A 22,050-nucleotide genomic window follows, 5' to 3' on the forward strand; every position below is an offset into this window, starting at 1 on the left:
AGGGGCAATCGCGGCGCACGGGGAGCGCCGGCATAAACGGCACTTCCTGCTGTTTGTAGCAAACGTGGCACGGCCATGCCGCCAAAGTTGGTTTGCCCGATCCAACACGGTGCCGGACGCCACTGTCCGGCGTCGTGAACTATTGATAAAAGGGAGCCGCATGTCGGCCGTATTCGAGAACGCCCTTTCCGGCAACGCGCGAGCGAACATTCCGCTGCTCGCCGATGAGGACTTCGCCCGCGTCTTCGCGCGCGACGGCGAGCGCCAGATCAGCGCGGCGGAATTTCTCGCCGACATACTCGCCCTTGCCGAGCGGCTGCCCAAGGCCCGCTATGCGCTCAACCTGTGCACGCAGCGTTACCGGTTTCTCGTCGCGTTCTGCGCGGCCGCCGTCGCCGGGCAGACCAATCTTCTGCCCGCATCGCGCGCGCCGCAGGCGCTTGCCGAAATTCTGCGCGCCTACCCGCATCACTACGCGCTCGCCGACGAGGACGGCGAACTCGCCGACACGTACACGATCGACGTCCGCGAAGTATTGTCGGCCACGCCGGCCGGCATTCATTTCGTCAATGTGTCGATACCGGCGAAGCAACTGGTCGCGATCGGCTTCACCTCGGGCTCGACCGGCGCACCAAAGGCGAACCGCAAGACCTGGGGCGGATTTTGCGCGAGCAGCGCGCTCAATCTCGCTGCGCTCGAGTCCATCAGCGAGGCGTTCAACGTACTCGCCACCGTGCCGCCGCAACATATGTTCGGCATGGAACTGTCGGTGCTGCTGCCGCTGCGCTCGCGTGCGGCGATCCATATCGCGCAACCGCTGCTGCCGGCCGATATCGCCACGGCGCTCGAGGAAAGTCCGGAGCCGCGCATCCTCGTGACCACGCCGTTTCACCTGCGCGCACTGCAGGAATCGGGCGTGACCTTGCCGCCGCTGGCCGCCGTCGTCACCGCGACGGCACCACTGTCGGCCGAACTGGCCGCGCGCGTCGAGGCGCAGTTTTCCACGCGCGTGATCGAACTGTTCGGCTCGACCGAGACCTGCGTGATCGCTCGGCGCCGCACCGCGATCGCCGCGGCCTGGTCGCTCTACGACGGCGTGGAGCTGCACCCGCAGCCCGACGGCACTCTCGTCAACGCACCGCATTTCCTTGAGCCGACTTTGCTGCAGGACATCGTCGAACTGCTGCCCGAACGGCACTTCAAATTGCGCGGGCGCAACGGCGACCTGCTCGAAATCGCCGGCAAACGCGCCTCGCTCACCGACCTGACGCGACGCCTGCTCGCGATCGACGGCGTCGAGGACGGCGTGATATTCCAACTCGACACGGAAGCCGATTCGTCGACCGAACGCGGCGTGCGCCGGCTCGCCGCCCTCGTCGTCGCGCCGTCACTTAGCGAGACACAGATCCTCGATGCGCTGCGTGCGTCGATCGATCCGGCCTTTCTGCCGCGGCCGCTGCGTTTGGTCGCTGCGCTGCCGCGCAATGCCACGGGGAAGTTGCCGAGGGATGCCTTATTGGCGGCGTTGTAGTTGCGCGATTCATCGCGCCCCGGGGATTTTTTGCTTCTTCGCTCATCATTCCTGCGGCTCTCAACAGCCGAAGGGCTGGTCAAGCAGGAATCTAGCTCTTGCTTATGCTCGTCATTCCCGCGTGCTTCTTGCGGGGCTCTTAACAGCCGCAGGGCTGGTCATCCAGTGACGTTGCTTTTGTTCTTTTGTGTTTTAGAAGCAAGAGCTTCCACTCGCCCTACGGGCGAGCGGGTTACTTTCTTGTCTACAGCGACAAGAAAGTAACCAAAGAAACGCCGCCCCGGGAGCCGCGCCGCCTACGGCGGTTCGCGAGGTCATGCCGGGGTTCGCTCGATGGACATCCGTGTCCATTCGCGAACTCGCGCGCATCCTGCGCGCGACCCTACGGGCGATTCCGTCATGCCCTCGCCGCGGCTGACGGGGACCCGAGATCAAAAGCCGCAGCCTACGAAGGTGGCCGTTGCTTTGGCGCGCACGATGCGCGCTGCCTTGCTTCTCCGGGTCCCCATTACATTGCGGCGGCAGCGGTCGATCAGGCCCGCAGGGGGCGCGCGAGGATCGCGCGCATTCCGCTATTGCACACGGATGTGCAATTAGCGGAACCCGACCGCTGACGCGGACCCTATGGGCAGGATGCCCATAGGGCGCAATGTTCTGGGGCGGCGTCTTTTGGTTACTTTTCTTCGCTGCTGAAGAAAAGTAACCCGCTCGTCCGTAGGACGAGTGGAAGCTCTGCTCTTAAACAAACCAAAACAGAGCAGAGCTAGAGGAGAGCAAGAGCTGGATTCTGGCTTCCGCCGGAATGACAATGCGGAAGAAGCAAAGTCGCTGGATTCCCGCCAAGAGCACGCGGGAATGACGAGCAAAGGCGAGAGCTGGATGACCAGCCCTGCAACTGTTGAAAGCCCCACTTCCGCGAGAATGACGAGCAGAACAACCGCCCGCAGGTTTTACCAGCCGAAGACCTTGTACTGCACCGCCCCCGGCTTGCCATGCATACCGGCATTCAGATCCGGCGGCATCGGCCCCTGATATGCAGGATCGACGTACCACTTCTCCGATCCGCCATCCTTCGACTTGATGTACTGGGCGAAGATCTTGCCGCGCTTGCGGTATTCGGTGATCGTCTCGTTGCCTTCCTGGCGCACGGTCACGACAGGCAACTCGGTCGCCTCGGCGGCCTTCTGTACTTCAGGCGGCAGGCCGGGGCTGTCGAACTTCTTTTCCGGTTCGGGCGGTACGGTATTCAGCGGCTGCGCAGCGCGGCGACGCGCGGCGTCTGCGTCAGCCTTCGCGTCGGCATCGGAGTTCGCGATCGGAACGGTTTTGGCACTGCTCGCCGCAGGCTTCGCCGACGTGGCAGGAGCGGCGGGTTCGTCCATCGGCGGCGGCGGCTGCACGGGCGGCAGACCGTCGTCGGTTTTCTTCTGACCTTGAGCGTGGACCTGCGCTGCGACCAGTCCGCAGACGAGCATGACAGAAGCGATCTTGCGCATGACTCTTCTCCGTCAGTAGTTCATAGCGAGCATAGCAAAGCGCGAGTGAAAACGGCATGAAGCGACGCGTGTTCACACAGGCTTCGCGATTGCAAATCCAGGGCGTCTGGCCCAAGCTCTTCGCCCCAAGGAATTTCGTGCCGCGCATGTCAGCCAAGACTTTCACCCTGATCGACGGCTCCGGCTATCTGTTCCGTGCCTTTCACGCGTTACCACCGCTGGCGAACCGCAAGGGCGAACCAACCGGCGCGCTGTTCGGCGTGTTCAATATGCTGCGTACGACGCTCAAAGCCAAGCCCGACTATCTCGCTTTCGTCGTCGACGCGCCGGGACCGACGTTCCGCGACGAACTCTATGCCGACTACAAGGCCCAGCGTCCGCCGATGCCGGAAGATCTGGCCGCGCAGATCGAGCCGATGATGAATCTCGTCGCCGCGATCGGTATTCCGATCCTGCGCGTCGATGGCGTCGAGGCCGACGACGTGATCGGTACGCTCGCGAAGCAAGCCGCCGCGGAAGGCATCGACGTCACCGTCTCGACCGGCGACAAGGACATGGCTCAGCTCGTCGACGCGCACATCAAGCTCGTCAACACGATGACCAACACGACGCTCGACGAGAAGGGCGTTTTCGACAAGTTCGGCGTGCGGCCCGACCAGATCGCGGACTATCTCGCACTGATGGGCGACACGGTCGACAACGTACCCGGCGTGGAGAAATGCGGGCCGAAGACAGCGGCCAAGTGGCTGGCCGAGTACCATACGCTCGATGGCGTAGTGGCCAACGCCGACAAAGTCGGCGGCAAGATCGGCGAGAACCTGCGCCGCGCGCTGCCGCAGCTGCCGCTGTCGCAGAGCCTGACGATCATCAAAACCGACGTAGCGCTCGATCAGAAGCCGGCCGATCTCGTGCTGCGCGATGCCGATACCGACAAGCTGCTTGAGTTGTATGCGCGCTACGAGTTCAACGCTGCGCTGAAGGAACTGGATGCGTCGCAGCCGTCGGCTCAGGCGAGTGCGCCGAGTCAAAATGCCGCAAACGGTAAAAGCACGGCGAAAGAGGAAGCGGATACCGGCCTTGGCGGCGATGGCCAGCAAGGTACAAGCAGCCCTCAACCGTCGCCCAACCCGAGCGTCTACGATCTCGTCCTCACTCAGGCCGACTTCGACACTTGGTTGAGGAAGCTCGAAGCCGCCGACCTGATCTGCATCGATACCGAAACCACCGGTCTCGATCCGATGCGCGCGGAAATCGTCGGCGTGTCGTTCTCGGTCGAGCCGGGCCATGCCGCCTATGTGCCGCTGACCCACGATTATGCGGGCGCACCCGCGCAGCTCGACCGCAGTGCCGTGCTAGAAGCGCTGCGGCCGCTGCTGGAGAACGCCGACAAGTACAAGCTCGGCCAGCACTTGAAGTACGACATGAACGTGCTGTCGAACTACGGCATTGCGGTGCGCGGCGTGCGCTACGACTCGATGCTCGAATCCTACGTGTGGAACTCGTCGGGCAGCCGTCACGACATGGACACCCTGGCGAAGAAGTATCTCGATGTCGACACGATCCATTACGAGGACGTAACCGGCAAAGGTGCCAAGCAGATTGCGTTTTCGCAGGTCGACGTGCGCCGCGCCGCCGACTACGCTGCCGAGGACGCCGACATCACGCTGCGCCTGCACGAGACGCTCTGGGCCAAGCTCGAAACCGAGCCGAAGCTGCAGAAGGTATTCGACGAGATCGAGATGCCGCTCGTGCCCGTGCTCGCGCGCATGGAGCAGACCGGCGTGCTGATCGACACGGGCAAGCTGAAGAAGCAGAGCAACGAACTCGGCAAACGCCTTCTCGAGCTCCAGCAGCGCGCGTACGAAGTCGCCGGCCGCCATTTCAGCCTCGACTCGCCCAAGCAATTGCAGGCGCTGCTCTACGACGAACTGAAACTGCCGGTGTCGATCAAGACGCCGACCGGCCAGCCGTCGACGAACGAGGAGGCGCTCGAAGCGTTGGCGAACCAGCACGAGCTGCCGCGCTTGATCCTCGACTACCGCACCTTGGCCAAGCTGCGTTCGACCTACACCGAAAAACTCGCCGAGCACGTCAATCCGCGCACCGGACGCGTGCACACGAGCTATCACCAAGCGGTCGCGGCTACGGGCAGGTTGTCGTCGAACGATCCGAACCTGCAGAACATTCCGATCCGCACCGAAGAAGGCCGGCGTATCCGCCAGGCGTTCGTCGCGCCGGCCGGTTTCAAGATTCTCGCGGCCGACTACTCGCAGATTGAACTGCGCATCATGGCGCACCTGTCAGGCGACGCCGGTCTGCTTGCCGCGTTCCACGGCAACCAGGACGTGCACCGCGCGACCGCCGCCGAAGTGTTCGGCGTGCCGCCCGAACAGGTCGACGCAAACCAGCGTCGTGCGGCGAAGGCGATCAACTTCGGTCTCATGTACGGCATGAGTCCTTGGGGGCTTGCGCGTCAGCTCGGCATTGAACGCGGCGAGGCGAACGAATACGTGAAGCGCTATTTCGAGCGCTATCCCGGCGTGCAGGCATTTATGACCGCAACGCGCGAGCAGGCGCATCGCGACGGTTACGTCGAAACGCTGTTCGGCCGCCGCTTGTACTTGATCGAAATTCATTCGCGCAACCAGGGCCTGCGCGCAGGCGCCGAGCGCGCGGCGATCAACGCGCCGATGCAGGGCACCGCCGCCGACATCATCAAGCGCGCGATGATCTCGGTCGATACATGGCTGCAATCGCTCAAGAGCGAAGCGCGCATGATCATGCAGGTGCACGACGAACTGGTATTCGAGGTGCGCGAGGATGCGACGAAACGAATTTCAGAAGGCGTACGCGAACGCATGATGCACGCGGCGGAACTCTCGGTGCCGCTCATCGTCGATATCGGCATCGGCGACAACTGGGACGAAGCGCACTGACTCGCGCCGAGGAATTCGGGCGCGAAATCGCAATCTCGGCGGATGAAAGCGCCGCTTTTCCAGACGCTTAACGGAATCTTTTCGAGCGCGAAGATGAAGTTTCTTTCACCTTGCTGGATACCTGCTCGCGCGTATACGTAAGTATCTGATTTTTCAGCTAATGAATGAAAACTAAACCGAACCGTGCAATTTTTCGGCTCGCCTTGAACTAACTCCCCCCAACCGCATCTAATTTCACGGTGCACGCAACGGCACCTCGGCTGGTCCACCTCCCTGGACCTAGCCCACGAAGGCCGATCCCTCCCCAGATCCGCCTTCGGACCCGGCCCCGGAAGCTCCCCCCTAAGCTTCCGGGGCTTTTTTATGCGCGTACGCGTGCGATCGTCTTCGATAACGAAAATCAAAAGGCGTCCGTTCTAGGCCTAAGCTGTCGAAAACAACCTCGTTACTTTGCAATCTTGTTCGACGGCGCGCGCGCGATTTCGCCGTGCAGCCATTCGCGAAACGCGACCAAGGGCGGATGTCGGGACGAGCGCGACGGATAGACGAGATGGTGGCCGTACTTCGCCGCCATACGCGCACGCGTCAGCATCACCAGACCGCCATTGTCGATCAGCGGCTTCGCGAGCAGCAGGCGTCCCATCGCCACACCGAGCCCTTGTGCCGCTGCTCTGTGCAACAGTTCCACGTCGGTGAAGCTCGCCGCGTAGCGCTTCGGCAGCGTGCCGCCGAATTCGGCGAACCAACGCCGCCAATGCGCATTGCCGTCGTCGTACTCGCCGAGCAGCGGCCAGCTTTCGAGATCGGCCGGTTTCGGCTTGCCGAACCGCTTCACGAGCTCGGGGCTCGCCACGGGGACAAGCTGCTCGTCGAGCAGATGCTCGGAGGTCAAGCCGGGCCAGACGCCAGCGCCGTAGCGCAGCGCGACATCGACCGGTTCGCGATCGAAATCGACGACGTTCGCCGTCGTCTGCAAATTGAATTCGAGGCCGGGATGCTTCGCCATGAAAGCCGGCAGGCGCGGCAGCAACCAGCTCGACGAGAAAGAGGGCAGCGCGCTGATCGTCAGCGTGTCCCCGGCTTGAGCACGGCCGCGCACGAAGACGCGCTCGATGCCGTCGATATGCGCGGCAATCTGGTCGAACAGGCGCTCGCCGTGCGGAGTCAGGCCGACACCGCGCGGGCCGCGCGTAAGCAGCGTCTGTCCGAGGCGCTGTTCGAGCGCACGCATCTGATGACTCAGCGCGCTGACCGTGAGGCTCATCTGCGCGGCCGCGCGCGTCAGATTCTTCTCGCGCGCGACGGTGACGAAGGCTTGCAGGGTGTGCAGCGGCGGCTTGCTCATGGTCTGGCATCGCTTCCCCATCCCATGCGGCAAGGAGAAGAGAGCTTTGAATCCCGTTCAACTCTGACTTGCAAAAGTATCGCTTTTCCGCGACTTGGAGCAAGCGTAGCTTGTGTCCCCGTCAAGACTCATCGGGAGCACGTCATGTTGAACTGGCTCAAAAAATTCGAGGAGACATCGCTTGGAATGCTGTTTACCGACCAGCACCTGTCGCCCACCGAAATCATCCGCATCGCCAAGGAAGCACGTACCGCGCAGTCCGAGCAGTACCGAAGCGAATCGCGGGGCATCGGCCGGAGGGAACCCCGTACCGACGCACGGTGCAGCAGCATCCAAGCCTGATTTCGCCTATCGGCGTTGGTGGATTTATCTTCGTTGAATTCTGCTTGGAATCGTCAAAGCCGCTCGGCTCAACCCGAGCGGCTTTTTCGTAATTCGCAATCAATCACCGATGCTTTGCGCATCGAGTTGCGTGAGAACGCCACTTCTCCGGCCTATGCACTCAGTCAGCAATACTGATGTGCTGAATTAAGCAGTATCCATTTGAGATTTTATACGTGTCGTCTACGCTGACTGTCACTGCGATATTCGCAATGCGCGCGGACTGTGCCAACTGAAGCATTTGCTGTCCCCTTACATCGTCCTTCATCATGAGAGGGAGTCGACCACCTACGGTCGCGCAGCTTCCTGCGGATGTGAAACCCGACACGGCTATCCAGTTGACGACGTTGTACCCGTAGCTGGCATCGAAGATTCGCAGGAAGCTTACTGTTCCCGTCGCCAAAAACTGTGTCGCCCAAGTGGACGGCGCCACAAGGATTGCCGCGATAAATACGAGACCTTTCAACTTCGATTTCATAACCACCCCCTTCTAGGATTTAAGGTTCTGCCACAAATGGCTAAGACATACACTCAGAGGTTCTTGATCAATTCGTCGCCGAACTCCGAGCACTTCACTTCGGTCGCGCCCTCCATCAGACGGGCGAAATCGTAGGTGACCTTCTTGTTCGCGATCGCCTTGTCCATCGCGGCGATGATCGCGTCGGCCGCCTCGGTCCAACCCATATAGCGCAGCATCATTTCGCCCGAGAGGATAACCGAGCCCGGGTTGACCTTGTCGAGGCCGGCGTACTTCGGCGCGGTGCCGTGCGTCGCCTCGAACACAGCATGGCCGGTGAGGTAATTGATATTGCCGCCCGGCGCGATGCCGATGCCGCCGACCTGCGCGGCAAGCGCGTCGGACAGATAATCGCCGTTGAGGTTGAGCGTGGCGATCACGTCAAACTCGTCGGGGCGCGTCAGCACCTGCTGCAACGTGATGTCGGCGATCGCGTCCTTGATCAGCACCTTGCCCGCGGCGAGCGCAGCCTTCTGCTCGGCGTTCGCCTCAGCCTCGCCCTTTGCCGCCTTGGTCTTTTCCCAAGTCTCCCAGGTGTAGGTCTGGTTCGGGAAGAACTTCTCGGCGACCTCATAGCCCCAGTTGCGGAAGGCGCCTTCGGTGAACTTCATGATGTTGCCCTTGTGCACCAGGGTCACCGACTTGCGCTTGTTCTGCACCGCGTACGAGATCGCGCTATGCACGAGGCGCTCGGTGCCGAGATAGCTGACCGGCTTGATGCCCACGCCGACGTTGACACCGACTTCGCGATGCGGCGCGCCGATCGCTTCGAGCTGCTTCTGCCATTCCTCGGCCTTGGCCTGGGTGCCGAAGCGGATCTTGTCGAACGCCTTCGGATCGTTCTGTGCAATGAAGTCGAGGATCTTCTGCGCGCCTTCGCTGCCCGCAGCGTATTCGATGCCGGCATAGATGTCCTCGGTGTTCTCGCGGAAGATCACCATGTCGACCTTCTCCGGCGTGCGCACGGGCGAGGGCACGCCCTTGAACCAGCGCACCGGACGCAAGCAGACGTAAAGATCGAGCATCTGACGCAGGGCGACGTTGAGTGAGCGGATGCCCCCGCCGACCGGCGTGGTCAGCGGGCCCTTGATCGAGACGAGATAGTCGCGGCAAGCATCGACGGTCGAATTCGGCAGCCAGGTGCCGAACTGGTTGTTCGACTTTTCCCCGGCGAACACTTCGAGCCAATGGATTTTCTTCTTGCCGCCGTAGGCCTTTGCCACGGCCGCGTCGAGCACGCGCACCGAGGCGCGCCAGATGTCAGCGCCGGTGCCATCGCCTTCGATGAACGGGACGATCGGATTGTCGGGAACGTTGAGCCTGCCGTTCTGGATCGAAATCTTCGCGCCGCCGGCGGGCGCGGTGTAGGTCGGTTCGGCCATGGGCTGCTCGCTTATTCGGGAGTACGAGAGGGGCGTGCAAGCGTATCAGGAACGCACGTAAATCCGCTGCGCTCCTATTGCTGGACCTTACCTCCGAATGTCAGCCGGGACACGCTTCAGCTGGTCATTCCCGCGAAAGCGGGAATGACCAGCTGAGAATCAGGGCCGATCGGGATGTTCGAAGCGCAGGAGCAAATCGATGCGTCTCGCGCGGGCGGCAGCCGGCCTCCGCCGCGCTTGCCCCTTCAGCTCGCGAACGCTGCCAGTGCCGCGTTCAACGTCGCGCTGGGCCGCATCGCTGCGTCGGTCTTGCCCACGTCGGGCAGGTAATAGCCGCCGATGTCGACCGGTTTGCCTTGTACGACCGCGAGTTCGTCCACGATCTTCGTTTCACCGGCAGCGAGGGCATCGGCCAGCGGCTTGAAGCGGGCGGCGAGTTCACCGTCCTCGGTCTGCGCAGCCAGCGCCTGGGCCCAGTACAGCGCCAAGTAGAAATGACTGCCGCGATTGTCGAGCTGGCCGGCCTTGGGGCTCGGGCCCTTGTTATTATCGAGCAACTTGCCGGTGGCGGCGTCGAGCGCCCGGGCCAGCACCTTGGCCTTGGCGTTGTTGTTCTTGATGCCCAGGTCTTCGAAGCTCACGGCCAGGGCCAGAAATTCGCCGAGAGAGTCCCAGCGCAGGTGGTTCTCCTCGACCAGCTGCTGCACGTGCTTGGGTGCCGAACCGCCGGCACCGGTTTCGTACATGCCGCCGCCGGCCATGAGCGGCACGATCGACAGCATCTTGGCCGAGGTGCCCAGTTCCATGATCGGGAACAGGTCGGTCAGGTAATCGCGCAGGATGTTGCCGGTCGCGCTGATCGTGTCCAGTCCGCGGATCACGCGCTCGAGCGTGTAACGCATCGCACGCACCTGGCTCATGATCTGGATGTCGAGCCCGGCGGTGTTGTGCTCGTGCAGGTACATCTTGACCTTGGTGATCAGCTGGGCCTCGTGCGGACGGTAAGCATCCAGCCAGAACACCACCGGCATGCCTGAGTTGCGCGCGCGCGTGACGGCAAGCTTGACCCAGTCGCGGATCGCCGCGTCCTTGACCTGACACATGCGCCAGATGTCGCCTTGCTCGACGTTCTGGCTCATCAGCACCTCGCCCGTGGCCAGGTCGGTGATGTTGGCGACGCCGTCCTCGGGGATCTCGAAGGTCTTGTCGTGCGAGCCGTATTCCTCGGCCTGCTGCGCCATCAGGCCGACGTTCGGCACCGTGCCCATCGTGCGCGGATCGAAGGCGCCGTGCCATTTGCAGAAATTGATCATCTCCTGGTAGATGCGCGCGAAGGTCGATTCGGGCATCACCGCCTTCACGTCCTTCAGGCGGCCGTCGGCGCCGTACATCTTGCCGCCGCTGCGGATCATCGCGGGCATCGAGGCGTCGACGATGACGTCGTTGGGCGAGTGGAAATTGGTGATGCCCTTGGCCGAGTCCACCATCGCCAGTTCAGGACGGTGCTCATGGCAAGCGTGCAGATCGCGTTTGATCTCGTCCTGCGTACTCTGCGGCAGGGTGGCGATCTTGTTGTACAGATCGATCATGCCGTTATTGACGTTGATGCCGAGCTCGTCGAACAGCTTGCCGTGCTTCTCGAAAGCCTCGCGGTAGAAGATGCGCACGCAGTGGCCGAATACGATCGGATGGGACACCTTCATCATCGTCGCTTTGACGTGCAGCGAAAACATCACGCCGGTTTTGCGCGCGTCCTCAATCTCTCTTTCGTAGAAGTCCAGCAGCGCTTTCTTGCTCATGAACATGGAGTCGATCACCTCGCGGTCCAACAGCGAGACCTTGGGCTTGAGCACGATGGTCTTGCCGCTCTGGGTGATCAGTTCCATTTTCACGTCGCGCGCGCGGTCCAGCGTCATCGACTTCTCGCCGTGGTAGAAGTCGCCGCCGTGCATATGCGACACGTGCGAGCGCGAAGCCTGGCTCCACTCGTCCATGCGATGCGGATTCTTGCGTGCGTATTCCTTGACCGCCTTCGGTGCGCGGCGGTCCGAGTTGCCCTCGCGCAGCACCGGGTTCACCGCGCTGCCGATGCACTTGTTGTAGCGCGCGCGGATGTCCTTCTCCTCGTCGCTTTTCGGACTTTCGGGGAAGTCGGGAATCTTGTAGCCCTTGTCCTGCAGTTCCTTGATCGCCGCCTTGAGCTGCGCCACCGAGGCGCTGATGTTGGGCAGCTTGATGATATTGGCCTCGGGCTTGAGCGTGAGCTTGCCCAGTTCGGCCAGATTGTCGGGAACGCGCTGCGCCTCGCTCAACGCCTCAGGAAACTGACCGAGGATGCGGCTGGCCACCGAAATGTCGCTGGTCGCCACCTCGATGCCCGCCGGCTTCGCGAAGGCCTGGACGATCGGCAACAGCGAGGCCGTGGCCAGACGCGGCGCTTCGTCAGTGAGGGTGTAGATGATCTTGGGGTCTGCGGCGGTCATGGAGATTCTCTTGCGGGCGGTTTCGGGTGACTGGACCGACGCACGCAAGGACCTTGCCCACTAGACGTGCCCCGGCGCCAGCGGCCGGACGCCAGTGTATCAAGTTGCTGCCGGTCTGCGGCACGGCCACGCCGGCATCATTGCACCGGAGCGGCGCCGAACCAGTGGTTGGATGCAGCCAGTGCGGCCACATCGCCGACGATGAGCAGCGCCGGCGCGTGCACATCGAATGCGCGCGCGCACTCGACCAATTCGGCGAGCAGGCCGACGAGCACGCGTTGCTGCGGCCGCGTGCCGTTCTCGACGATCGCGAACGGCGTCGCCGGCGACCAGCCGTCGGCGTAGAGGCTGTCGCGCAGCGTCGCCGCTTCGGCCACGCCCATGTAGATCGCGAGCGTCTCGCCGGCGGCGGTGAGTTCGCCGGCCTCGCTGTCGCTGCGCCGGCGATGCGCGGTGGCGAAGCGCACGCTCTGCGCGTGATCGCGATGGGTCAGCGGAATGCCGGCATAGGCAGCGCAGGCGATCGCCGCGGTGATGCCCGGAACGATGGAATACTCAATGCCGTGCGCGCGCAGGTACTCGATCTCTTCGCCGCCGCGACCGAAGATGAAAGGATCGCCGCCCTTGATGCGCACGACATGCCTGCCCATGCGCGCATGCTCGACGAGCAGAGCATTGATCGCCGCCTGCGGCGTGTGATGCTTGCCGACGATCTTGCCGACGTCGATGCGCTCGGCGTCGCGGCGTGCCAGATCGAGGATTTCGGCGCTGACGAGGCGATCGTAGAGGATCACGTCAGCTTCGTTGAGCGCGCGCAGAGCATGCAAGGTCAGCAGGCCCGGATCGCCGGGACCGGCGCCGACGAGCGCCACCGAGCCTGGTGCTCCGTCGGGCACTTCGGCGCGTTCCAGCTCCGCGTCGAGCGCCACGCGGGCCTCATCAACGCGGCGCGCGCGCACGAGTTGCGCGATCGGGCCGCGCAGCACGGTCTCGTAGAAACGCCGGCGTGGTTCAACGCGCGCGTAGCGTACACGAATACGCTCGCGCGCCTGCGCGAGCAGGGCGGCCAGCGCGCCCCAGCTTTGATCGAACAGGGTTTCGATGCGTTCGCGCGCCAGCCGCGCAAGCATCGGCGCGACGCCGCCCGAGGAAATCGCGATCGTCAGCGGTGCACGGTCGACGATCGCCGGCACGTGGAAACTCGACAGCTGTGCATCGTCGACGACATTGACGAACAGGCGCCGTGCCGTGGCCGCTGCAGCCACGGCCGTATTGACCGCCGCGTCGTCGGTCGCAGCGATCACGAGCCAGGCGCCGTCGAGGCAGGTTTCATCGAACGCCTGCGCTCGATGCGCCAGCCGGCCTTCGCTAGCTGACTGCGTGAGATTCTCGCTCAGTGCGGGCGCGACGATTTCGACCTGCGCGCCCGCGGCCAGAAGCAGCGCCGCCTTGCGTTCGGCCACGGCGCCGCCGCCGACGATCCGTACGCGGCGGCCGGCGAGATCGGCAAAAATCGGAAACAGATTCATCGGCGTTCGAAGCGTTATTCGAACGCCGATTTTGACATGGACCGCGTACGCTAGAAGTCAGCGCGTGCCGCCCGAGGCGATCAGCTTCTCGCCGGTCAGCCACGCCGAATCATTGGAAGCGAGGAAAACCGCGATCGAGGCGATGTCTTCCGGCTGGCCGAGGCGGCCGAGCGGGGTCTGCGCGATCATCTGCTTTTCGAAATCGCTGCCGATGATGCCGGCCGCATGGGTGCCTTCGGTTTCCACGCCGCCCGGGTTGATCGAATTGACCCGGATCTTCTTCGGCGCCAGTTCCTTCGACAGCACGTGGGTGATCGTGTCGACCGCGCCTTTCGTCGCCGCGTAGATCGACGAGCCCGGCAGGCCGAGCTGGCTGGCGACCGAACTGATGTTGACGACGTTACCGCCTTCCGCGCCGAAGTGCTTCACCGCTTCGCGCGTGGCCTGCAGCAGACCGAGCACATTGATGTTGAACTGGCGGTGGAATAGTTCCTCGGTCACTTCCTCGAGCGGCACGAACTGATAAACGCCCGCGTTGTTGACGAGTATGTCGAGACGGCCGTAGGTCTTCTTCGTCTCCGCGAACAGACGCTCGACATCCGCGGACTTGGCCACGTCGCCCTGCACGGCGATAGCCTTGCCGCCGGCCGCGGTGATCTCCGCGACGACGCGATCGGCGCCTTCGCGGCTCGCCGCGTAATTGACCACGACCGCCGCGCCGGCCGCGGCCAGCGCCTTCGCGATGCCCGCACCGATGCCTTTCGAAGCGCCTGTCACCACCGCCACTTTGCTCTGTAACTTGCTCATATGCTTATCCCGTTGGAAGAATGTCAATTAGATGATTATCTAACTGTCTAACTCATAAGGGGTGCAGGACGAGCCCTTTCAAGGCCGGCAACGAAGAAAATTCAAAGTGCGCCGCAGAGCGGCGAATCAGATCGCCGCGAGCCGGGCCAGGTAGGCGGCGAGCACGTCGCGGCGCAGGACCAGATGCACGAACTTGCCTTCGCGCACGAGATCGATCAGGCCGGCGGTTTCCAGTTCCTTGAGGTGATGCGAGATCGTCGCCGCACTGACTTTGTGCGCGCCCTGCAAGGCGCTGCACGGCGTCGCCTGATCGCAATTGCCGATCTGCTGCAGTATCTCGACGCGTCGCGGTTCGGCCAGCGCGCGCGCGATGCGGGCGAACTGGCGATCGTCGAGTGCGGTCTTGGCCTGGGGCATGTGCTCAAGAATGGGTGCACATTGGCATCGATGCAAGCCATCCCGTGCGAACGGACTTTCCACTTGCCGAAACGCAACGGCCCGGAAACCCGGGCCGTTGCATCGACATCAACGCGTATCGACTCAATGCGCGCCGTGCTGCTCCGCCTCCGCGAGCGCCGCCTGGGTTTCCTCATTCGATTCGAGCTTGTCGCCGAGCAGGCGGCGCACGAACACGTAGAAGACCGGGATGAACAGCAGGCCGAGGAAGGTCGCGAACAACATGCCGCCGATGACGCCCGTACCGATCGCATGACGCGAATTGGCGCCGGCGCCGGTCGAAATCGCGAGCGGGAACACGCCGAGGATGAACGCGAACGAGGTCATCAGGATCGGGCGCAGACGCAAACGGGCCGCATCGATCACGGCCGCGCCGAGTGGACGCCCGCGACGCTGTTCGTCGACGCAGAATTCGACGATCAGGATCGCGTTCTTCGCCGCCAGACCGATGATGGTCAAGATTCCGATCTTGAAGTAGACGTCGTTGGTCAGACCGCGTCCCCAGGTTGCGAGAAGGGCGCCGGTGATGCCGAGCGGAACGACCAACAGCACGGCGAACGGAATCGACCAGCTCTCGTACAGCGCGGCGAGGCAGAGGAACACGACCAGGATCGACAGCGCATACAACATCGGCGCCTGATTGCCCGAGATGATTTCCTGCAGCGACTGGCCGGTCCAGTCGAAGCCAAAACCGGCCGGCAATTCCTTGTTGATGATGTTGGTTATCGCGTCCATCGCCGCACCCGAACTGCTGCCGGGCGCTTCGGCACCGACGATTTCGATCGCTTCGAAGCCGTTGTAGCGGGTCAGCGCGGGCGGTCCGAAGCTCCACTTCGTCTGCACCACGTTCGACAGCGGAATCATCGCCGGCACCTTGGCCGTGCCGCCGCCGCTGGTCGGCACGGTCGAGCTTTGCGTCGCGCTCGGCAGATAGAAACGCGTCAGGCCCTCGGTCGAGGCGCGATACTGCGCATCGGCCTGCATGTTGACGCGCAGCACGCGGCCGCCGTAGAAAAAGTCGTTGGCGTAAACCGGAGCGAGCATCAGCTGGATGGCCGTATAGACATCCGACAGCGACACCCCCATCGACTGCGCCTGCACGCGGTCGACCGTCATCAGCAGCTGCGGCGCGTTCGGCAGCACGTTCGGACGTACGTTGGCGAGCAGATCCTTCTTCTCTGCGGCTTTGCCGAGCAAAGTATTTTGCGCGGCGATCAGCGCGTCGTGACCCTGGCCTGAGCGGTCCTGCAGATAGAGATCGAAGCCGCCGAACTGAGACAGGCCGCGGATCGTCGGCAGGTTGACGACGAACACCATGGCGTCCTTGACGCCGCCGAACAGCTGGCCCTGGAATTTTCGGATCAGTTCCATCGCCGTGTGCTGACGGCTGTCCCAGTCCTTGAGCTTGACGAAGGCCATGCCGACGTTTTCGCCGTTGCCGACGAAGCTGAAGCCGCTGATCGCGAAGACGTGGTCGACTTCCGGGTCCTTGCGCAGCATGTCCGAAACCTGATCCATGACCGTATTGGTGCGCTGGATGCCGGTGCCCGACGGCAGCGTCGCGATGACCAGCGCATAGCCCTGGTCTTCGTCGGGCACGAAGCTTGTCGGCAGGACTTTGAACAGCCAGCCGCAGATCAGCGCGACGACGAGGAACACCGCCATCCACGACGGCATGTGGCGGATCGCGCCGGTGATGTGGCCGACATAAGTGTGGCGCACCCACTCGAACACGCGGTCGAAGGCGCGGAACGCGATGTTCTTCTTGCCGTGTTCGTGCACGGGTTTGATGATCGTCGCGCACAGCGCGGGCGTGAACGCGAGCGCGAGGAAGGCCGAGAACGCCGTCGACAGCGCGATGGTCAGAGCGAACTGCTTGTAGATCACGCCGACCGAACCCGACTGTAGCGCACTCGGAATGAACACCGCCATCAGCACCAGGGCGATCGCGACGACCGCGCCGGAAATCTGGTCCATCGCCTTGCGCGTGGCTTCCTTCGGCGACAGGCCTTCCTCGGTCATGATGCGTTCGACGTTCTCGATCACGACGATGGCGTCGTCGACGACGATACCGATCGCGAGCACCATGCCGAACAAAGTGAGCTGGTTGATCGAAAAGCCGACCGCCCACATCGACAGGAAGCCGCCCATCAGCGCGACCGGAATAACCAGGGTGGCGATGATCGTCGCGCGGAAGTTCTGCAGGAACATCAGCATGACGATGAAGACGAGGACGATCGCCTCGAACAGGGTCTGCACGACTTCCTTGATCGAGATCTTGATGAAGTCCGTGGTGTCGTAAGGCAGCACGTAGACGACGCCCGGCGGGAAGGTCGGCTTGAGCTGTTCGAGCTTGGCGATCACCTCGTCGCGCACGGTCAGCGCGTTCGCGTCGCCCGACAACTGCACGCCGAGGCCGGCCACGCCCTTGCCGTCGAAGGTCGAACGCAGGCCGTAGCTGAACGGGCCGAGTTCGACGCGGGCGACGTCGCGCAGGCGCACCGAGGTGCCGTCGTTGTTGGTACGCAGAATGATGTTGCGGAATTCGTCAGGGCTGGTGAAGCGGCCTTCGGCGATGACCGGCGCGGTGAACGCGTCGCCGGCCGGCGCCGGTTCCGAACCGATCGAACCCGCCGCGATCTGCACGTTCTGCGCGCGCACCGCGTTGAGCGCGTCGACCGGCGACATGCTGTAGCCGTGCAGCTTGTCGGCGTCGAGCCAGATGCGCATCGCGTATTCGGAACCGATCTGGCGCGTGCTGCCGACGCCCGGAATACGCGCGATCTGGTCGGCGACGCTCTGCGACATGAAGTTGTTCAGCGCGGCCGAGTCGTAGCGCCCGTCTTCCGAGACGAGCGAGAAGAACATCAAGAAGTCGGGGTTGGTCTTCAACACCGTGATGCCCTGCGCGGTCACTTCGGACGGCAGGCGCGGCGTCGCCAGCGAGACGCGGTTCTGCGTCTGCACCTGGGCGATGTCGGGATCGGTGCCGGGCTGGAAGGTCAGCGTGATCGTCGCGTTGCCGTTCGCGCTCGAGGTCGAGCTGAAGTACATCAGATTGTCGATGCTGGTCAGCTGCTGCTCGATGACCTGGGTGACGGTCTTCTGCACCGTGTCGGCATCTGCGCCCTGATACGTTGCGCTGACCGCGACCTGGGTCGGCGCGATTGCCGGGTAGGACGCGATGCTCAGATTGAGGATGGCGATCACGCCGCCCATCGTGATCAGGATCGCGATCACCCAGGCGAAGATGGGGCGGTCGATAAAAAATCTAGGCATGGGAAATTCCTACGAGCCTCAGGCTGTGCTTGTCGTTCCGGCACGCGCCGGAGTCGGTCCGCTTTTCGTGCTTCAAGATCACGCTGTTCGATCCGTCACGACGAGCAGCGCTTGGGTCAGTGCTTGTCCGCCGGTGCAGCGGCCGCGGCCTGCGCGGGTGCGCCCGCTGCCGCCGGCGGCTGGAACGGAACCGCCTTCGCCGGCGCGCCGGGCTTCACCTTCATCACGCCGGAGACCACGATCTGGTCGCCGTCGGCGAGGCCGTCGGTAACGATCCACTCCCCGCTCTTGAGCGTGTCGGTGGAAACGCGCTTCTGCACGACCTTGCCGTCGCCGCCGACCACGAACACGAACGGACCCTGCGCGTCGCGCTGCACCGCTGCCTGCGAAACGCGCCAGGCATGCGCGAGATCGCCGAGGGTCAGGCGCACGTTGACGTACTGGCCCGGCAGCAGCCGGTGTTCGGCGTTCGCCACCGAAGCGCGCAAGGTCACCGCGCCGGTCGACGGATCGACGGCGGTGTCGGAAAAATCGAGAACGCCGGCGACGCCATTCGGATTGCCGCCCTGATCAAGCAGCTCGACCTTGGCTTTGCCCTGATCGGCGAGGGTGACGCTGCCTTTGGCCGCGGCCTGGCGCAGCGTGTCGATCTGGCCGACCGCCTGGCTGAAATTGACGTAGATCGGATCGACCTGTTCGACCGTGGTCAGCAGCGTGGCATCGCCTTGACCCACCAGAGCGCCTTCGGTCACCTGTTGCTGGCCGGAGCGGCCCGAAATCGGCGCCACCACGTCGGTGTAGCCGAGATTGATCTTCGCCGTGTCGAGGCTGGCCTTGGCCTGCTGCACCGCCGCGGCGGACGTACGCTCGGCGGCGACCGCGTTGTCGACGTCGCTCTTCGACAACAGACCTTTGGCGCCGACGGAGCGCGCACGGTCTGCGGCGACGCGATTGTTTTCGTAGGTCGCATTAGCCGAGGCGAGGTTGGCGATCTGCACGTTCAACGCGGCGCGGTAGGGCGCCGGGTCGATCTGGAACAGCGTTTGACCTTCCTTTACATCGCTGCCTTCGGTGTAGACGCGCTTAAGCAGCACGCCGGCGACGCGTGCGCGCACATCCGCGCTGCGCGTAGCGGACAGGCGCCCGACCAAGTCCTGGGTCAGCGGCACGCTTTCCGATTTGGCTTGGACCACGCCGACTTCGGGCGGCGGCGGGGTCTGCTGTTGCTGCTGGGATTTGGCGCAGCCGGCGGCGAGTGCGATGACTGCCGCGAGAAGTACGGGACGCACGGAGATCAGGGGCATGGGAGCCTCATAGCGGGTGGAACAGCAAAGGGCCGGCCAAGAAGCTCGCGCAAATTCGGCGCAAAGGCAAGTCCGGCCAGGTGGATTATTGTACTGATCAGTATGTAAAGAAATGTTGCGGCGCGACATTCTGCGCCAGCTGCCACACGATCAGCCGCCCTCCGCGGGCGTCAGTGACGGTGTCCGCCGGCGAGATATTCGCGGCTCTGCATCTCGATCAGGCGGCTTTCGGTACGCGCAAATTCGAACTTGAGGCGCTTGCCGCGGTACAGCTCGGGGATCGGCACGGCCGCGGACAGCACGAGATTGACGCCGCGGTCGTAGAACTCGTCGACGAGGTTGACGAAGCGTCGCGCCGCGTCTTCGCTCGCGGAAAAATCGACGAACTGCGGCACCCCGGACACGAGTACGGTGTGGAAGCTCTTGCCGATCTCGATGTAGTCGGCGACCGCGCGCGGACCTTCACACAGCGCGGCGAACTCGAACCAGATCGCGCCGTCGCTCTGGCGCACGATCGGGATTTCGCGGCCGTTGATCTCGATCGATGCCGGGATTCGGGATTCGGGATTGGCGATTCGGGAAACGTCTGCGAATACGGCGGACAGGCGCTTTTCCGCAGCCTCGCCGAGCGGGGTGAAGTAGACGCCGGCCTGGGCGAGCGTGCGCAGGCGATAGTCCTGCACGGCGTCGAGGCTGACGATTTCGCAATTGTTTTCGAGCAGCTCGATCGCAGGCAGGAAGCGCTCGCGCTGCAGTCCGTCCTTGTACAGGTCCTTCGGCACGATGTTCGAGGTCGTGACCAGGGTGACGCCGCGGGCGAACAGATGCTTGAGCAGGCCGCCGAGGATCATCGCGTCGCCGATATCGGTGACGAAGAACTCGTCGAGGCAGAACACGCGCGCTTCGGCGGCGAAATGCGCGGCGACGGCGACGAGCGGGTCTTCGTGTCCCTTGAGCCGGTTCAATTCCGCGTGCACTTCCTGCATGAAGCGGTGGAAATGCCGGCGCAGCTTGGCTTCGATCGGCAGCGACTCGAAGAACAGATCGACGAGGAAGGTCTTGCCGCGTCCGACCGAGCCGTACAGATACAGTCCGCGTACCGGCGGCGTGGTGCGCAGACGCTGCCACCACTTGGTCTTTTCCGCGGCGAGCAGGTCGGCCTGGATGCGGTCGAGATGGGCGAGCACGGCGCGCTGCGCCGGATCGTCCTCCCAGCGCTTGTCGGCGACGCCCTGCGCGTAGAGCGCGCTCGGCGTGCCGGCTTCGACGGCGACGAGCCGGTTCATGCGCTGCTGTCCGCGAGCGGCGGCAGATTGGCGCGCACCCGGTCCTGCACGATGCTGCGCAGTTCGATCAGCTTGCCGTGGAAGAAGTGTCCGGTGTCGGGCAGGCGCACCAGGGTCGGTGCGGGCCGGGTCGCGGCGACGAAATTGTAGACCGCGTGCGGATCGACCACTTCGTCGGCTTCGCCCTGGATCACCAGCCACGGGCAGGTCGGCACGGGCACTACGCTGAAATCGAGCCGCGTGACCGCGGGCGCGACGGTGATCAGCTGGCGCACCGGCATCAGGCCGGCGACGCGCGTCGCGACGTAGCTGCCGAACGAGAAACCAGCCATCCAGAGTTGATCCCGAGGCCGCACTGCCTGCACCCAGCGCGCGACCGCAAGCGCGTCCTCGGTTTCACCGGCGCCATTGTCGAAGGTGCCTTCCGATGCGCCGACGCCGCGGAAATTGAAGCGCACGGTCGCCAGGCCGAGTTCGCGCAGGGCGCGTTCCAGCATGGTCACGACCTTGTTCGTCATCGTGCCGCCCTGCAGCGGGTGCGGATGGCAGATGACAGCAATCGCCGCGCGCGCGATATCGGCCTGCGCCACGTCGGTCGCAACTTCGAGCATGCCGGCGGGGCCGGGCAGGGCGAACTTGGCGGCGGCTTCGGGGAACCGGCCCGGAGCCGGGGTCTGAACGGTATTCATGGGGTTGCGAATGATACTCGAAGCCTACATGGTCTCCGCATGAACCACCTCGCCCACGTTTTTCTCGCCGGCCCCGACCCCGACCTGCAACTCGGCGGCCTGCTCGCGGATTTCTGGCGCGGCGCGCCCGATCCCGGATGGCGCGAGGGCGTGCGCAAAGGTGTCGCACTGCATCGGAAAATAGACGTCTATACGGATAGCCATCCGATCGTCGCCGGAATGCGCGAGCGCTTTGAACCGCCGTTCCGCCGCTACGCGGGCATTCTGCTCGACATTTATTTCGATCATGCACTCGCGCGCCGCTGGTCCGATTACGCGGGCGAGGAGGTCGACGCCGTGTCCGCGCGCGCGCTGCGGTTGGTCGAAGAAAACCGCGACTGGCTGCCTGCGGACCTGCTGCGCTTCGCCGCCTATATGCACGCCAACGGCCTGTTCGGCGCCTACGCGCGACGCGACATGATCGAGCATGTGCTGGCCGGAATGAGCCGGCGGCTGAGCCGCGCCAATCCGCTCGCCGAGGGCGGCGCGGTGCTTTGGCAAAACGCCGAGGCGCTCGACCTCGGTTTCGCGGAATTCTTCCCCGATCTGATCCGCTACGCGCAGGAACAAAGAAGCGACGCCTGATTCAA

At 63.7% G+C, this 22,050-nt stretch carries 16 protein-coding genes; 4 read left to right on the forward strand and 12 right to left on the reverse strand.

The window, feature by feature from the left end; all coding sequences use genetic code 11:
• The first annotated feature begins 160 nt into the window (after positions 1 to 160).
• On the forward strand, positions 161 to 1,531 hold the full coding sequence (locus FFS30_RS07725) for an AMP-binding protein (protein ID WP_137912469.1): 1,371 nt from the start codon (positions 161 to 163) through the stop codon (positions 1,529 to 1,531).
• Between the two features lie 950 nt (positions 1,532 to 2,481).
• Here FFS30_RS07725 and FFS30_RS07730 read toward each other — a convergent pair.
• Complete coding sequence (locus tag FFS30_RS07730; protein ID WP_137912470.1) at positions 2,482 to 3,027, reverse strand: hypothetical protein; 546 nt, start codon at positions 3,025 to 3,027, stop codon at positions 2,482 to 2,484.
• 146 nt (positions 3,028 to 3,173) lie between these two features.
• On the opposite strand from FFS30_RS07730, the gene polA reads away from it, so the two are divergent.
• On the forward strand, positions 3,174 to 5,963 hold the full coding sequence (gene polA, locus FFS30_RS07735; RefSeq protein ID WP_137912471.1) for a DNA polymerase I: 2,790 nt from the start codon (positions 3,174 to 3,176) through the stop codon (positions 5,961 to 5,963).
• A 445-nt stretch (positions 5,964 to 6,408) separates the two neighbouring features.
• Here polA and FFS30_RS07740 read toward each other — a convergent pair whose 3' ends face one another.
• Positions 6,409 to 7,308 (reverse strand): LysR substrate-binding domain-containing protein, encoded by a 900-nt coding sequence (locus tag FFS30_RS07740; RefSeq protein ID WP_137912472.1) that lies wholly within the window; start codon positions 7,306 to 7,308, stop codon positions 6,409 to 6,411.
• A 144-nt stretch (positions 7,309 to 7,452) separates the two neighbouring features.
• Here FFS30_RS07740 and FFS30_RS07745 point away from each other — a divergent pair, with 144 nt between their 5' ends.
• The gene (locus FFS30_RS07745) at positions 7,453 to 7,650 is read left to right on the forward strand and encodes a hypothetical protein (RefSeq protein ID WP_137912473.1); all 198 of its coding nucleotides are present in this window, start codon (positions 7,453 to 7,455) and stop codon (positions 7,648 to 7,650) included.
• Between the two features lie 160 nt (positions 7,651 to 7,810).
• Here FFS30_RS07745 and FFS30_RS07750 read toward each other — a convergent pair whose 3' ends face one another.
• The 10 genes from FFS30_RS07750 to FFS30_RS07795 all read right to left on the reverse strand — a co-directional run bounded on the left by FFS30_RS07750 (position 7,811) and on the right by FFS30_RS07795 (position 21,421).
• The gene (locus FFS30_RS07750) at positions 7,811 to 8,167 is read right to left on the reverse strand and encodes a hypothetical protein (protein ID WP_137912474.1); all 357 of its coding nucleotides are present in this window, start codon (positions 8,165 to 8,167) and stop codon (positions 7,811 to 7,813) included.
• A gap of 53 nt (positions 8,168 to 8,220) precedes the next feature.
• Positions 8,221 to 9,588, reverse strand: coding sequence for an isocitrate dehydrogenase (NADP(+)) (gene icd / locus FFS30_RS07755; RefSeq protein ID WP_137912475.1), 1,368 nt, complete (start codon positions 9,586 to 9,588; stop codon positions 8,221 to 8,223).
• Positions 9,589 to 9,833: 245 nt separating this feature from the next.
• Positions 9,834 to 12,071 carry an NADP-dependent isocitrate dehydrogenase gene (locus tag FFS30_RS07760; protein ID WP_137912476.1) on the reverse strand — a complete coding sequence of 746 codons (2,238 nt, stop codon included), beginning with the start codon at positions 12,069 to 12,071 and terminating at the stop codon, positions 9,834 to 9,836.
• 137 nt (positions 12,072 to 12,208) lie between these two features.
• Positions 12,209 to 13,600, reverse strand: a complete 1,392-nt coding sequence (cysG, locus tag FFS30_RS07765) for a siroheme synthase CysG (RefSeq protein ID WP_137912477.1) — start codon at positions 13,598 to 13,600, stop codon at positions 12,209 to 12,211.
• 57 nt (positions 13,601 to 13,657) lie between these two features.
• On the reverse strand, positions 13,658 to 14,407 hold the full coding sequence (locus tag FFS30_RS07770; RefSeq protein WP_137912478.1) for a glucose 1-dehydrogenase: 750 nt from the start codon (positions 14,405 to 14,407) through the stop codon (positions 13,658 to 13,660).
• A gap of 126 nt (positions 14,408 to 14,533) precedes the next feature.
• A complete protein-coding gene (locus FFS30_RS07775) occupies positions 14,534 to 14,824 on the reverse strand; it encodes a helix-turn-helix domain-containing protein (RefSeq protein ID WP_137912479.1) in 291 nt (96 codons plus the stop codon).
• Between the two features lie 123 nt (positions 14,825 to 14,947).
• Complete coding sequence (locus FFS30_RS07780; protein ID WP_137912480.1) at positions 14,948 to 18,142, reverse strand: efflux RND transporter permease subunit; 3,195 nt, start codon at positions 18,140 to 18,142, stop codon at positions 14,948 to 14,950.
• 116 nt (positions 18,143 to 18,258) lie between these two features.
• A complete protein-coding gene (locus FFS30_RS07785; RefSeq protein WP_137912481.1) occupies positions 18,259 to 19,446 on the reverse strand; it encodes an efflux RND transporter periplasmic adaptor subunit in 1,188 nt (395 codons plus the stop codon).
• 170 nt (positions 19,447 to 19,616) lie between these two features.
• Positions 19,617 to 20,732 carry a cell division protein ZapE gene (zapE, locus tag FFS30_RS07790; RefSeq protein WP_137912482.1) on the reverse strand — a complete coding sequence of 372 codons (1,116 nt, stop codon included), beginning with the start codon at positions 20,730 to 20,732 and terminating at the stop codon, positions 19,617 to 19,619.
• Positions 20,729 to 21,421 carry a CocE/NonD family hydrolase gene (locus FFS30_RS07795; protein WP_137912483.1) on the reverse strand — a complete coding sequence of 231 codons (693 nt, stop codon included), beginning with the start codon at positions 21,419 to 21,421 and terminating at the stop codon, positions 20,729 to 20,731. Before FFS30_RS07795 ends, zapE begins: the two co-directional genes overlap by 4 nt.
• 39 nt (positions 21,422 to 21,460) lie before the next feature.
• On the opposite strand from FFS30_RS07795, the gene FFS30_RS07800 reads away from it, so the two are divergent.
• Positions 21,461 to 22,045, forward strand: a complete 585-nt coding sequence (locus FFS30_RS07800; protein WP_137912484.1) for an ACP phosphodiesterase — start codon at positions 21,461 to 21,463, stop codon at positions 22,043 to 22,045.
• The last annotated feature ends 5 nt before the right edge of the window (positions 22,046 to 22,050 follow it).

This window comes from Rudaea sp. 3F27F6 (genome assembly GCF_005503555.1).
GTDB lineage: Bacteria > Pseudomonadota > Gammaproteobacteria > Xanthomonadales > Rhodanobacteraceae > Rudaea.